Genomic DNA, 14,284 nt, shown 5'->3' with positions numbered 1-14,284 from the left:
CCGCTTGACCAAGGGGCCTTGCTTATAAGAGCGGATATGAAACGGTTTGTTTCACACCCGCCTGATGTCTTAATGGCTCCCCAGGCTGGATTTGAACCAGCAACCTATCGGTTAACAGCCGAGTGCTCCACCGTTGAGCGGTAGCGAAACGACGTGCGAAGGCAAACGCATTTTTAGTAAAAACTCATCCAATCAGGATGAGAAGAGTTTTTATTAAAAATACGAACCCTAACATAATTTATACGAAACATAACTTATACAACATGACCCATTAGCTCAGTTGGTATAAGCAGAGAACCAAAAATGCACGACCGTAGGAAGTGAACATTTTTGTGTGAATCGCTTAGTTAGGTAAACTTCAGTATTCATAATCGTATAGAGACAGACAAAAAGTAAATTATAGTATGACCCATTAGCTCAGTTGGTAGAGCATCTGACTTTTAATCAGGGTGTCGGGCGTTCGAGTCGCCCATGGGTCACCAAATTTAAAATATGACCGCAGATGATGCGGTTTTTATATTGTCTGAATTTAAGAATGACGCACAAGATCTGTTTGATCTTGTGCGTCATTCTTTTATTTGCAGGTGCTAGGTTAGTTTGTGTAACCTAGCGATAATACTTGTCAAGGACAAGCATTATCTCGTCAATTTTTGCTTCGCCATCGCCTTTTTCAAAGGCATCTATGACACAAGAATTCATATGTTTTTTTAAAATTTCCAGGTTTGCTTTTTTTAGAAGAGCCTGAACGGCGAGAATTTGCTTTGAAACATCAATGCAATAGCGGTCACCTTCAAGCATCTTAATGATCCCATCTACCTGGCCTCGGGCAGTTTTTAGTAGGTTGAGTTCAATTGAACGATCCTTGGCGTTCATGATTATTCGGCAATTACAGAGGCCGGGTAACCTGCTTCTGTGAGGGCAGCAGTCACCGCGCTCAGATCAACATTTTCGGATCCAGTAAAACTGGCTTGTCCTTGATCAAGAGAAACAGACACATCACGGATGCCTTCAAAACCATTAAGAACTCCCTCAACCCGCTTTACACAGTGTTGACAACTCATGTCATTAACTTTTAATAAAATTTTCATTTCTTTTCCTTCTTTCGTTTCAATATTATTAACTTCAGGCAAGGTTGCCATGGAAGTGGTTTGCTTGTTTTCAAGTTTGCTAATCGGCATAAATTTTGTTTTGAATGTTTTTAGTGACAAGGCATTGAGCACCACTGAAACTGAACTCAAGCTCATTGCTCCGGCGGCAAACATCGGGTTTAGTTTTAGACCAAATGGTATAAATAAAACACCGGCAGCTAGTGGGATACCAATCACATTATAAATAAAGGCCCAGAATAAGTTTTGTTTGATGTTTCTAAGGGTAGCCTTACTTAATTGTATAGCGGAGACAATATTCATTAAATCGCTTTGCATCAGAATGACATCGGCCGATTCTATTGCGATATCCGTGCCGTTTCCAATTGCTATACCGACATCGCTTTGAGCCAATGCCGGAGCATCGTTGATGCCATCGCCGACCATGATTACCTGATGTCCCTGAGACTGCAGTTTTTTTATCATCGATGATTTTTCATGGGGCAGTACATTGGCAACGACATGCTCAATGTTTACCATGTTGCCGATAGCCTGAGCTGTCCGCTCATTGTCACCAGTGAGCATGTAAACCTGGATACCCATTGCCTTTAGTTGAGAAACTGCCAAGCTACTGTTTTCCTTGATGGTATCAGCAACCCCAATCATCCCTCTGATAGCATGATCCCAGCCAATTAATAACGGGGTTTTTCCCAAATCAGAGAGCCGCAGATAGTCATTCATTATCGGTTCAACGGAAATGTGATTCTGCTCCATCAGTTTAATGTTTCCGACTAAGATATTCTTATCGGCAATCTGACCTTTTATGCCTAAGCCTGACAACGAATCAAAATGTGACACATCAGATAAAGGTAAATTAAGTTCAGTCGCTTTATTTACAATCGCCTCACTTAATGGGTGCTCGGATTTTTTTTCCAGCGATGCGGTTATGGCTAACAACTCATCCTGATCGATAGCAGAATCATAAAGAATGATATCGGTAATCGATGGAGAACCGATTGTCAAGGTACCGGTCTTATCAAAAACAACGGTGTTGGATTTTCCAAGAATTTCGAGAGCAGGGCCATTCTTAAATAAGATGCCCTTTTCGGCGCCTTTTCCGGTTCCTACCATAATAGCTGTGGGAGTAGCTAATCCTAAGGCACAGGGGCAGGAGATAACTAAAACGGTTATCGCGGCAGACAATGCAAAAGACATTCCAGAACCGAGGAGCATCCAGGTTATAAAGGTCAGCAGCGAAATTGCCATAACTGCAGGAACAAAGTAGCGACTGATTTGATCGGCAATTCGGGCTATCGGAGCTTTAGACGACTGAGCTTCTTCAACCAGTTCAATAATCTTACTGAGGGTGGTGTCCTGTCCGATTTTTGTGGCTCTAAATTCAAAGGAACCGGTCTTATTCATGCTACCAGAAATAACATTAGCACCAATAGTTTTTTCGACAGGTAAACTTTCACCAGTAAGCAGTGATTCGTCGACGCTAGAATGTCCATTCATGATTACTCCATCAACGGGAATACGTTCGCCGGGGCGAATAATGACGATGTCATCAATTCGAACCTCATCAATATGAATTTCGACTTCGCTATCATCTCTCAAAACTCTGGCATTTTCCGGTACTAAGGCGATCAACTTTTCAATCGCCTGGGATGTCTTGCCTTTAGCTTTTGTTTCAAGAAACTTTCCTAAGGTTATTAGTACTAAGATCACCGTGGCTGATTCAAAATAGAGTTCATGTGCATAATGATGGATCAAGTCCATGTCGTTATACGAAAAGCCGTAAGCAAGGATAAAAAGAACGACTAACCCATAAACGAAGGCGGCACTCGTTCCGATCGCCACCAGGGAATCCATATTTGGAATTCGTTTGGCTAAAGCTTTGAAGCCGTTGATGTAAAAATGCCGACATAAAAACATAACTGGCAAGGTTAGCAACATTTGCGTAAGCGCATTAATGAGTAAGTTTTTTTCACCAGCCAGAAAAGCCGGAATTGGTAAACCGATCATTGGCCCCATAGCGATATAAAATAAGGGGAGGGTGAAGATTAGCGATCCGATAAGTCGAAATTTAACTTCTTCGATTTGACTTTGGTAATCGGGTTTACGATGCTGATTTTTATTAACAATTGCTGCGGAGGTGCTGCCACTATCTGCCAGTGTTGCTCCGTAGCCAAGTGCTGTAACGGTGCTGATGATCAGTGGAACGCTTACCATAGCCGGATCATGCTGAACAATCAGTTTTTCATTCGCAAAATTAATGACGGCAGATGTTACACCATCTATTTGACCAACCTTACGTTCAATAGCACTGGCACAGGCAGTGCATGTCATACCGCTGATATTAAATTGCGTTTTTTCCATAATGGTTCCTCCTTGCAACTCTACCCCACGTGGGGTGGGGTATTGGTATAAGTTAATATTACATCATTTGACGACGACTGTCAATCGAATAATTAATTTTAAGAAACATGCAAGCGATTGCGTTAAAATTTACATATTGCTATCATTTTTAAAAGTGCTATAATGAAAAACATAATTATGGGTATATTAATAAGAAGAAAATATCAAAAGCCAACAGAAAGGAGAGTCAGTATGTTACATAGTGAAGATGCAGATATTAATGTGGTCATCAGGAAAGTGATCGATTTAGACACGAAGGCAGTGCGTATTAAAAACAATGTTGTCCAACGTGCAGATCGAATTTTAGAACGCACAAAAAATAATATTAAGACAAATGAGAAAGCGGAGTTGGATAGTGTGTTGGAATCAGCCAAACAAAATTATCTGTCTGAGATAACAAAAGCCAAAGAAGAACGTCAAAGCATCATTAATTCAATGGATCAGGAATTAGCTAAGATTCGCTGCCGATATGATGAGAAAAAAGATGAGAAGGCTTTGGAAGTTTTAGAAAAGCTATTCAAGCAACCGAGCAAGCGTGCTTAATATGTGAAAGCATCGGCAAGTAACAGTGTTACGTTGATTCTATCAGAGAAGATTTTGCTGGTATTTGAGTAATCCGAAAATGATGGTATCAGATTCTATCGATTTTCAATCTAAATTTTAGAGAAAAGTGTGTGAGTTCTATGTCTAAAAGTAAACATGCCGCTATAAATACTAAAGCACTTGCTATGAGAGCGCGAAGGATTAATGATAAAGACTTTCTAGAGCTGATCAAGGCAAAAGACTTGAAAGAAGTGTTCCTTTACCTGAGAGATCACACTTATTATGGGGATTTTTTAAGTAAAATGGATCTTGAAGATCTTCATCGTACAGAGATTGAAGCCCACTTAAATGATTTGAAAGTGCGTGAAACCGAAAAGTTGATGCACTACCTCTCAGGAACGGAAAAGAATTTTTTTGTTATTTTATTAATCCGAATGGAGGTTGAATCGCTGCGGGTTTTGATTCGTGGCATCGCCAGAAGTGCTGATTTAGAGCCGTTGCAGGGACTAATGGTCTATTCAGAAAAGTATACAAAGGTTCCCTTTGATCGGCTTTTCCGGGCCAGAGATTGGGAAGAATTTAAAAAGATGCTCATTAATACCGATTATTATCGTGTTTTTGAAATCTATAAGGATATTAAGGGGACCCATGAATTGGTCATGGTGGAAAAAAATCTCGACCGCTATTATTACGATTTATTAAAAAACCGTTTATTGAAGCTTGATAAAAAATCGAATCAGGATTTAATCGATTTAGAAAGAAGAAACTTCGATTTGCTGAATTTAATCTGGATTTATCGGGGGAAAAAGTTTTACAGCCTATCCCGCGAAGAACTGATTGCCTATTCGTTACGTGGCGGTCTGGAGCTTAACGAGAAACGTTTATTAAGCCTAGTTAATGCAAAGAATCTGATTGAGATTAAGGCCCTATTGACAAAGTCCGACTATGCTTTTCTTTTTAATCATACAGAAACCATTGATTTATTTATGGAAAGGCGTAAGGAACGCTATTTATATTATCAAAATTTAAAACTTTTTGGATCGAGTGACAGTGGTTTGGGTCGTGTTGTTGCCTATGTGCGTTTATTGGATTTTGAAATTGAAGACATCACTACAATTATTGAAAGCAAGCGTTATCGCATGGATTCAAGTGAAACTAAAAAATATTTAATCAGACCCATTGATTAGGGTGTGAAAGGAAGTATTCTATGGCAGTTGAAAATTTAATTATGATGGATGTGGTCGGTAAGATCAAATATGTTGATAAATTTGCCAAAGACATTTTTCTTTTCAATGATATACAAATAGTGGATGCCATGCACGAAATCGACTCAGGCAGATTTATTTTGCCAATACGGGAAGAAAACATGGGAGAACTATTAGGTTTTGCTCAGCTTATGTCTGGCGAAACCATGATGGATGAGAAGAATTTTGTAAAAACTGTAAATAAACTAAATGAATTATACAAGGGATCCCTTAGTTTAGATATGGTTACTTTAGCAAAAGGTGACACGGATCTGGGCAGAGCTTTATCAAAAGCCAAGGAATTTGAAAATAACTTGGTGCTTGAGTATGGCGAGATTAAAGAAATAAACGATCGTCTTGAGGCGCTTGAAAAAAGCAGAACGGCGTACAGCTATTTAGATGAACTAGAAGCAAACATGAGTGAACTTGACAGTCTTGAGAATTTTTCTTTTAGTATGGGATCGGTCACAAAGGATAATGCTGCCCGGTTGAAAAGTATTTATAATAGTGTGACCTCGATTGTCTTTCATGTAGGCAATCAGGAAGATAATGAAGAAGTATTTATGATTATGTCACCTAAGGATTTGGAAATAGAGTCAAACCGAATCCTGAAGGCCTTGAATTTTAAGCCAATTGAAGGGTTTAACCCGGAGTATACTGAAACACCAAAAGCGATCCTTGAAAAAATTAATCATGAAATTGATATGCAAAAAGAGATGAAATCGAAATTGCTTGTCGATTTGAATGCGCATTTAAAAGAAAACCGAAAAGAAGCGACAGAGTCTTTTAATACCCTGAGTTTATACGGCAATTTGAGTATCATTAAAAAGTATATGGCTTTTAGCGAAGAAAATTTCTACTTTTCCGGGTGGATTTCTAAGCGCGATAAACAACAAATGGAGGCCGTCGCTGCAAAATACCCGGATTTGATTATTATGTTTTCAGATACAAATAGCGGCAGTGGCAAGCCACCGACCAAATTAAAAAATAATTGGCTTTTTCGGCCCTTTGAAACATTAGTAAAAATGTATGGTGTACCCTCATTCAATGAATTGGATCCAACCCCCTTTCTAAGTATCACCTATATGTTTTGTTTTGGTTTTATGTTTGGTGATGTTGGTCAGGGGATCATCTTGGCGCTTGCTGGATTGATCCTCGGAATGAAGGGTGTTGAACTGGGTAAGGTGTTATTGCGATTAGGGATGTGTTCGACATTTTTCGGGTTTATGTATGGCAGTATTTTTGGCTTTGAAGAGCTTATTCATCCCTTATGGTTACGGCCCTTTCATGAGATCAATACGGTTCTGCTGGCAGCGGTGCTAATTGGTATCGTGATGCTTTTTATTGCTTATATTTACAGTATTATCAATAAGCTCAAGAAGAAAGACATCAAGGAAGGGGTTTTTGGAAAAAATGGTATCTGCGGTTTTGCTTTATATGCCAGTATCCTAGGAATTTTAGGGTTAAACTTTGGGGTTTTTCCGTATCCAGAAATATTAGTTCCGGGCTTGACTATTTTAGCAGTATTGCTAGTCTTTCTGGTATTAATTAGAGAACCACTGGCAAATTATATAACAAAGCGGAAACCGCTATATAAAGAAACTGCATCAGAATATTATGTCGAAAGTGGTTTTGAGCTTTTTGAAATGCTCCTGGGAATGTTGAGTAATACCCTTTCTTTTATCAGAATTGGAGCCTTTGCCTTAACCCATGTGGGTTTGTTTATGGCCTTTCAGACCCTTGCCATTCTGGTGCAAAATGGTGTGATCAGTTTTGGAATACTGATCTTTGCCAATATATTCATCATTGCGCTAGAAGGTTTGATTGTTGGAATTCAGGCGTTAAGATTACAATTTTATGAGTTGTTCAGTAAATACTATTCAGGCGACGGGATTGAGTTTAAACCGGTTGATCTGGAAATTAATCTAAATTAAGGAGAATTTGAAATGAATATTTTAACTCTGATTACAATTGGAGCAGCACTGTTAGTTTTGGGGACCATCGCCTGTGGGGTTTATTTTGTTTATAATGATTGTGATGAAAAAAGTCAGAATATGAAAAAATTCTTGCGTGTTAATTTGTCTACATTTATCCCCTTGTTGGCCGGGGCGCTTATTTTTATGGCACCCAGTATTGTATCGGCAGCGACTGAAGGCGTAGCTGGTGGAATCACCGATGCCGGTTTAGGTTATATCGCGGCAGCACTTTCCACTGGGCTTGCTTGCGCCGGTGCTGGCTATGCGGTTGGGGTTGTTGGTTCGGCTGCTTTGGGTGCGGTTTCCGAAGATCAGAAAATTTTAGGTAAAACCCTGATCTATGTTGGTTTGGCAGAGGGTGTGGCGATCTACGGTCTGATCATTTCAATTATGATTATTGGTAGCTTATAAAATGAAATCTTATCTGATTAGTGAGAACCGGGACTCTTTTCTGGGAATGCAACTGGCGGGTATCGAAGGAACTTATTTAAAATCAAAAGATGACATTGAAGCAGCGTTTAAAGAGGCCTTGAAAAATAAGGACATTGGAATTATTTTTATAACCGAAAAAGCATACATGATGATGGAAGAAACTGTAATTGAAGTAAAGAAAAAGTACTTTGCACCGCTAATTACAGTAATTCCGGATCGATATGGTTATCAAAGAAGTGAAGGAATGATAACCCGGTATATAAAAGAGTCTGTGGGATTGTAAGGATGTGATGAAATGATTTCTGTAGAAGAAAAACTGCGGGTGTTTACCCAATATATTTTAAGCAAAGAACGAAAATGGGGAAAAGATATCATCTACGATGCAAAAGAAAAGCGGGATCTGCTTTTGGAAGACTCTCGGCAAAAAGTCAAAAAAGAGAAAAAATCGATTGAGGAACGGAGTTATCATACCATTTTCAGGGATAAAAATAAGATTATCGCGGAAGGAAAAAACAAGGCTAAAACTCTGGAACTGGAAGAAAAAAAACGGATACTGCAGGATTTTAATCGAATCATTCGGGAAAAAGCCAGTCAATATCTGACCGCCGAAGTATACGATCAGTATCTACGTGATTGTGTTAGTCAGATTCCGCAGGTGTTTACTGACAAAAAAGAACTGATTATTTTTGTCAGTGAAGGTGATTTAGAAAAGATAAAAGCGATTATTGACGAACAATTAGATGGATTTGCCATTGAATACTGTCAGGAGTGTCAGGATTGCATTGGCGGGTTTATTGTTGAAGATGTTAACGGCAACCTTCATTGTGATTTTACTGTTGAAAGTCTAATTAGAAGTAATTATAAACTCATTGGCATGACGCTTAATGGGTTTATGGAAAAGCAGGTGGGTTAGGTGGCACTTATCGAAGCAAAGAAAATCAGTGGGATAATTTCTGCGATCAATGGACCCGTTATCAAAGGCAAAAACATGACCACCTTCAAAATGCGGGAAATGGTCACGGTTGGAGACAAACAGCTAATTGGAGAAGTGATTATTCTCGAAGGTGATATCGGTACGATTCAGGTTTATGAGGAGACCGAAGGGCTGAAAATCGGCGAGCCAATCAATCCGACTGGCAAACCGCTGAGCCTGAATTTAGGTCCCGGCATGCTAAAAAACATGTTTGATGGGATTCAGCGGCCATTGGAAAAAATCCAGCAGCTCTCTCCTATTTTTATTCCCGAGGGGATCGGACTACTGTCGATTGATGATCAAAAATTGTGGCCGGCAGTTTTGTCTGTTAAAGCAGGGGATATTTTATTAGCAGGGTCTATTTTTGGCACTGTTGCAGAAACGGAAGTTATCCAAAACCGCTTGCTGGTACCGCCAAACGTTTCCGGAACCGTCATTGAGGTGGTTCCCGATGGCAGCTATACAATTGATGATGTGTTGGTAAAAATTTCAGATGGCAAAAATCAGGTACATGAACTGAAAATGGCCCATGAATGGCCGGTTCGTACCCCTCGTCCCAATGCTTATCGAAAAGAAACGCTAGTGCCGCTGATTACCGGACAACGGGTCATTGATATTTTCTTTCCGATAGCCAAGGGTGGAACAGCAGCGATCCCCGGGGGATTTGGAACCGGAAAAACGATGACCCAGCATCAATTGGCCAAATGGTCGGATGCCGATATCATTGTTTATATCGGCTGTGGTGAGCGGGGTAACGAGATGACCGAGGTTATTGAAGATTTCCCCAAGTTGATTGATCCCCGTTCTGGCAAGTCAATTATGGAACGAACCGTATTAATTGCCAACACCTCCAACATGCCGGTAGCGGCTCGGGAGGCCAGTATTTATACCGGGATTACGATTGCCGAATACTATCGGGATATGGGTTATGCCGTCGCGATGATGGCGGATTCAACCTCTCGTTGGGCTGAAGCACTACGAGAGATATCCGGCCGTTTGGAAGAAATGCCAGCAGAAGAAGGTTATCCGGCCTATCTGCCATCCCGAATTGCAGAATTTTACGAACGCGCTGGCAGCGTTGAAACACTGGGTGGCGAAGAGGGTTCTATTACGATTATCGGTGCCGTTTCGCCAGCTGGCGGGGATTTTTCTGAACCAGTGACTGAAAACACCAAACGTTTTGTGAATGTCTTTCTGGCGCTGGATAAGAGTCTTGCCTACGCCAGACATTATCCAGCCATTAATTGGCTGGAAAGTTACAGCGGCTATATTAAGATATTATCGGATTGGTATGAGGATAATGTGGCTGCGGATTGTATTCCACTAAGAAATAAAATCCTGGAGTTGATGTACGAAGAAAATAAGCTTCAGGAAATGGTAATGCTGGTTGGGGAAGATGTACTACCAGACGATCAGCGTTGGGTTCTTGAGATTGCCAAACTGGTCAAGGTCGGTTATCTGCAGCAGAACGCTTATAACAAAGATGATACCTATGTCCCGCTGGAAAAACAATATGCGATGTTAAAAGCGATTGAATATCTATATGATCGTGGTCGGGAGGGCTTGAAACTGGGAATACCCACCTCACAGCTGAAAGATCTGGATATCTTTGGTCAGTTTATTAAAATGAAGTATACCATTCCAAATGATGATTTAAGTGGGATTGAACGACTGAAGGATGAAATTGACCAGTATTTCGAAGTGCTTTTTAAAAAATACGAAAATTAGGGGGAGACAATGAAAAAAGAGTATTTGAGAATTGATAAAGTCGTTGGTCCCTTGATTCATATTTCAGATGTCGATGATGTTTTTTATGGTGAGGTGGTTGATATTATGGAAATCGGCACCGGTAAAATCAAAAAGGGAAAAGTCATCAAAATTGACGAAAAAAACGTCATTATCCAGGTTTTTCAAAACACAGCCGGTTTAGCCGCTGGCAACAGTATCATTAAGTTCACTGGTGAATCCTTTAATTTACCGATGTCTCTGGATCTGCAGGGACGGATATTTAACGGCGTCGGTGAACCGATTGATAATGGCAGTGATATTTTTAGTCTGGTCGAAGCGAACATCAATGGCCGCCCGATTAACCCGATGTCCCGTGAATATCCCCGTAACTTTATCCAAACTGGGATTTCTTCGATTGATACCCTGGCGACATTGATCCGCGGTCAGAAGCTGCCGATTTTTTCCGGCAACGGCTTGCCGCATAATGAATTGGCCGCGCAAATTGTTAAACAGGCTCGGCTAGGAGACAATGTGGATGAAGATTTTGCGATTGTTTTTGCCGCCATCGGGGTAAAACATGATGATGAGAAGTTCTTTAGAAAGAGCTTTGATGATGCCAATGTTATGGATCGGGTGGTAATGTTTGTCAATTACGCCGATGATCCCATTGCCGAACGGATTACTACCCCCCGGTGTGCCTTAACAGCAGCTGAATACCTGGCTTTTGAAAAGCATATGCATATTCTCGTGGTAATGACGGATATTACCAGCTATTGCGAGGCATTACGGGAAATTTCATCGGCCCGCGAAGAGGTGCCCAGCCGTAAAGGTTATCCCGGCTATATGTATTCGGATCTGGCTTCTCTATATGAGCGGGCGGGGATGCTCAGAGATCAGCTTGGCTCGATCACCTTTTTACCGATATTGACCATGCCCAATGATGATATTACCCATCCGATCCCGGATCTGACTGGCTATATCACCGAGGGACAAGTGGTTCTAGGACGGGATCTTTTCCAGCGCAGTATCTATCCGCCAGTAGCCATTTTGCCATCGCTGTCGCGATTGATGAAGGATGGTATTGGGGAAGGTTTCACCCGCGAGGACCATGCTGAGGTGGCCAACCAATTGTTTGCCTCCTATTCCAAGGTTCAGGAAGTGCGGGATTTATCACAGATCATCGGCGAAGAGGATTTAAGTCCGACTGATAAAAAGTATATGGCCTTTGGACGAGCTTTTGAGGCAAAATTTCTAAACCAGGGTTTTGATGAAAGTCGCAATATTATTCAGAGCCTGAACCTGGGATGGAAACTACTCGCGTTATTGCCGCTGACGGAACTGGATCGACTCAGTCCTGAAAATATCGAAAAATATTTCCATAAGGAATTGTAGGTGGTATCATGGCCATTAAAATAACCCCAACCAAAGCGAACCTGATCAAAGCCAAGAGTCGAATGAATTTTTCTGAAAAAGGATATGATCTGTTAGATAAGAAAAGAACCATCCTGATCCAGGAAATTATGCAACTGGTTAAGGAAGCTGAGTTGATCGAAAATGAGATTGGTCAGAAGTTTCAGGGAGCCTATCAAGCATTGCAACAGGTTTGCATCAGCATGGGGCTCAATCATCTGGAAGAATTTGCCTTGTCAGTCGCTTCAGAAGTGCCTTTTGAAATACGCATCAAAGGAGTCATGGGGGTTGACATACCAGAGGTTGTATATACGGAAAGATGTGAAAAAAGTCTGCCCTATGGTTTTTATGAAAACAATCCGGCGCTGGATATTGCAATCAAGAAATTTAATGATGTTAAATTTCTGTCCTATCAACTGGCTCAGATTGAAACAACAGCATATAAACTGTCGTTAGAAATTAAAAAGACTCAGAAGAGTGCTAATGCCCTGGAAAAAATCCAGATTCCACGGTTGAAGGGCGAAATAAAGTATATCCAGGATACCATTGAAGAAAAAGAGCGAGAAGAGTTTTTTAGGCTTAAAAAGGTAAAAAACAGACGCTAAAAAAGCCGGAGCAAAGCTCCGGCTTTTACTATGTCTGAAACGGGTTAGTTTAATCGTTTAGGACATTATAAACGGCTTCTTTGGGAATCAGGCTAAAATCCGAGGCGGTTAGCAGGGCAATCGCTTTTTCCTGATCATCGGCTTTTAAAATAATCAGCGGCGAACCCTGGTTATTAGGCATAACGAAGGAATAGACGTATTCAATATTGACATCATGATCTGAAAGTAAGGTAAAAACATCGTGTAGGCTGCCAACCTTATCAGAAGGGTCGACGGCCAGTACATAGCTTTGTTTAACGACGTGACCGGCCTTTTTAAGGGCTTCGGCGCCCAGCTCAGGTTTATCTACGACGATCCGTAAGATTCCGAATTCAGCGCTGTCAAAAACCGAAATGGCGCGAATATCGACCTGGGCATCTTTTAAGACTTTGGTGATCTTGCTGAGATGGCCTTTTTTATTTTCGATGAAGACCGATAATTGATTAATAAGCATGGTTTTCCTCCTATAAATTTTCAGATCGCAGATCGATGACCCGTTTGGCTTTTCCCTCTGAACGAACCAGACTTTTTGGTTCAACCAGATGAATGCCGGCATGGATACCCAGGATCGTGTGAAGCTTGGACTCAATTTCCTTATAAAGCTGATCCAGCAGGGTGACCGAGACTAGCAGATCCTGGTTGATTACTTCGACATCGATTTCGATACGATCCAGATAGCCTTTTTTAAGCACCCGAATCTGATAATTTGAGCCGATCCCTTTGATGCCCAGGAGCACCCCTTCAATTTGTGATGGGAAAACGTTAACTCCGCCGATAATTAGCATATCATCGGTTCGCCCGGTGATTTTTGCCATCCGGGCTGAGGTTCTTCCGCAATCGCAAGGGGTGGTGTCGAGCTGGGTAATATCCTTGGTACGATAACGAATGAGTGGTATCCCTTCTTTGGTAATTGGGGTAATCACTAATTCACCGACCGAACCTTCAGGAAGAACTTCCAGGGTATCGGGGTCAATGATTTCGGCAATGAAGTGATCCTCATTAATGTGCATACCTCTGAAAGCCTGACACTCGCCAGAAACGCCTGGACCGATAAGTTCGCTCATGCCATAGTTTTCAGTTGAGACAATCCCCCAGGCTTCGTTAAGTTTGGCGCGCATTTCTTCGGTCGAACCTTCGCCGCCGAAGAGTCCGTATTTAAGAAAAAGCTCTTCTTTGGGATCGATCCCCATTTCCTGGGCGGCTTCAGCCAGATGTAAGGCATAGGAGGGGGTACCGATCAATACAGTGGATTGGAAATCCTGCATGATCATAATCTGCTTTTGGGTATTTCCCGACGATATTGGAATGACTCCGGCGCCAACCTTTTCCAGGCCCTGCTGTAAACCAAAGGCACCGGTAAAAAGACCAAAGCCGAAGGTGATCTGAGCAGTATCTTCACTAGTGACCCCGCCCATGGTAACAATCCGGGCGATCACTTCGCGCCATACCTTCATATCATTTTTGGTATAACCCACCACAGTTGGTTTGCCAGTGGTACCAGAAGAGGCATGGTAGCGGACAATTTTATTTTTGGGTACGGCAAAGAGGCTAAAGGGATAGTTTTTTCGCAGATCTTCCTTGGTGGTCAGCGGCAGGTGCCGCAGATCTTCCAGGCTGCGGATATCAACCGGCTTAACCCCAGCCGCTTTAAACTTTTCATGATAATAAGGCACGTTTTCATAAACGTGATTCAGGGTTTTCTTTAAACGCTTAAACTGCAGTTTCCGGAGTTCTTCCCGGGACATTTTTTCTTTATCAGACCATATTTTCATAGATTCTCCCCTCATTCAAAAAGCAGCATGCTGCCATAATTAATCGATTAAAAATTTTA

Annotated in this window: 13 protein-coding genes and 1 tRNA gene; 10 read left to right on the top strand and 4 right to left on the bottom strand. The window is 41.4% G+C overall.

Annotated elements, in window-relative coordinates; genetic code table 11:
- Positions 1–406: 406 nt before the first annotated feature.
- Positions 407–482, top strand: a tRNA-Lys gene (locus tag QZ998_RS09265).
- Positions 483–606: 124 nt separating this feature from the next.
- Here QZ998_RS09265 and QZ998_RS09260 read toward each other — a convergent pair.
- Positions 607–873, bottom strand: a complete 267-nt coding sequence (locus QZ998_RS09260) for a metal-sensing transcriptional repressor (RefSeq protein ID WP_296559938.1) — start codon at positions 871–873, stop codon at positions 607–609.
- 2 nt (positions 874–875) lie between these two features.
- Positions 876–3,464 carry a heavy metal translocating P-type ATPase gene (locus QZ998_RS09255; RefSeq protein WP_296559937.1) on the bottom strand — a complete coding sequence of 863 codons (2,589 nt, stop codon included), beginning with the start codon at positions 3,462–3,464 and terminating at the stop codon, positions 876–878.
- A gap of 162 nt (positions 3,465–3,626) precedes the next feature.
- On the opposite strand from QZ998_RS09255, the gene QZ998_RS09250 reads away from it, so the two are divergent.
- From QZ998_RS09250 to QZ998_RS09210, 9 genes are all read left to right on the top strand, one after another.
- The gene (locus QZ998_RS09250) at positions 3,627–4,046 is read left to right on the top strand and encodes a hypothetical protein (protein WP_296559935.1); all 420 of its coding nucleotides are present in this window, start codon (positions 3,627–3,629) and stop codon (positions 4,044–4,046) included.
- A 140-nt stretch (positions 4,047–4,186) separates the two neighbouring features.
- The gene (locus QZ998_RS09245) at positions 4,187–5,233 is read left to right on the top strand and encodes a V-type ATPase subunit (protein WP_296559933.1); all 1,047 of its coding nucleotides are present in this window, start codon (positions 4,187–4,189) and stop codon (positions 5,231–5,233) included.
- A gap of 20 nt (positions 5,234–5,253) precedes the next feature.
- Positions 5,254–7,224 (top strand): V-type ATPase 116kDa subunit family protein, encoded by a 1,971-nt coding sequence (locus QZ998_RS09240; RefSeq protein ID WP_296559931.1) that lies wholly within the window; start codon positions 5,254–5,256, stop codon positions 7,222–7,224.
- A gap of 12 nt (positions 7,225–7,236) precedes the next feature.
- Positions 7,237–7,677, top strand: a complete 441-nt coding sequence (locus QZ998_RS09235) for an ATP synthase subunit C (protein ID WP_296559930.1) — start codon at positions 7,237–7,239, stop codon at positions 7,675–7,677.
- 1 nt (position 7,678) lies between these two features.
- Positions 7,679–7,981 (top strand): V-type ATP synthase subunit F, encoded by a 303-nt coding sequence (locus QZ998_RS09230; RefSeq protein WP_296559927.1) that lies wholly within the window; start codon positions 7,679–7,681, stop codon positions 7,979–7,981.
- A 12-nt stretch (positions 7,982–7,993) separates the two neighbouring features.
- The gene (locus QZ998_RS09225; RefSeq protein WP_296559924.1) at positions 7,994–8,611 is read left to right on the top strand and encodes a V-type ATP synthase subunit E; all 618 of its coding nucleotides are present in this window, start codon (positions 7,994–7,996) and stop codon (positions 8,609–8,611) included.
- Positions 8,612–8,620: 9 nt separating this feature from the next.
- Positions 8,621–10,399, top strand: a complete 1,779-nt coding sequence (locus QZ998_RS09220) for a V-type ATP synthase subunit A (RefSeq protein ID WP_296559940.1) — start codon at positions 8,621–8,623, stop codon at positions 10,397–10,399.
- Between the two features lie 9 nt (positions 10,400–10,408).
- Positions 10,409–11,791 carry a V-type ATP synthase subunit B gene (locus QZ998_RS09215; RefSeq protein WP_296559923.1) on the top strand — a complete coding sequence of 461 codons (1,383 nt, stop codon included), beginning with the start codon at positions 10,409–10,411 and terminating at the stop codon, positions 11,789–11,791.
- 8 nt (positions 11,792–11,799) lie between these two features.
- On the top strand, positions 11,800–12,414 hold the full coding sequence (locus QZ998_RS09210; RefSeq protein WP_296559922.1) for a V-type ATP synthase subunit D: 615 nt from the start codon (positions 11,800–11,802) through the stop codon (positions 12,412–12,414).
- A gap of 49 nt (positions 12,415–12,463) precedes the next feature.
- On the opposite strand, the gene QZ998_RS09205 is transcribed toward QZ998_RS09210, so the two are convergent.
- Both QZ998_RS09205 and QZ998_RS09200 read right to left on the bottom strand, forming a co-directional pair.
- Positions 12,464–12,907 (bottom strand): ACT domain-containing protein, encoded by a 444-nt coding sequence (locus QZ998_RS09205; protein ID WP_296559921.1) that lies wholly within the window; start codon positions 12,905–12,907, stop codon positions 12,464–12,466.
- Positions 12,908–12,917: 10 nt separating this feature from the next.
- A complete protein-coding gene (locus tag QZ998_RS09200) occupies positions 12,918–14,225 on the bottom strand; it encodes a phenylacetate--CoA ligase (protein ID WP_296559920.1) in 1,308 nt (435 codons plus the stop codon).
- Positions 14,226–14,284 lie beyond the last annotated feature (59 nt).

It is taken from the genome of uncultured Acetobacterium sp. (genome assembly GCF_927416815.1).
Taxonomy (GTDB): domain Bacteria; phylum Bacillota; class Clostridia; order Eubacteriales; family Eubacteriaceae; genus Acetobacterium.
Note: the sequence above shows the minus strand (reverse complement) of the source record. Positions and strands in the feature narration are given on the sequence as shown.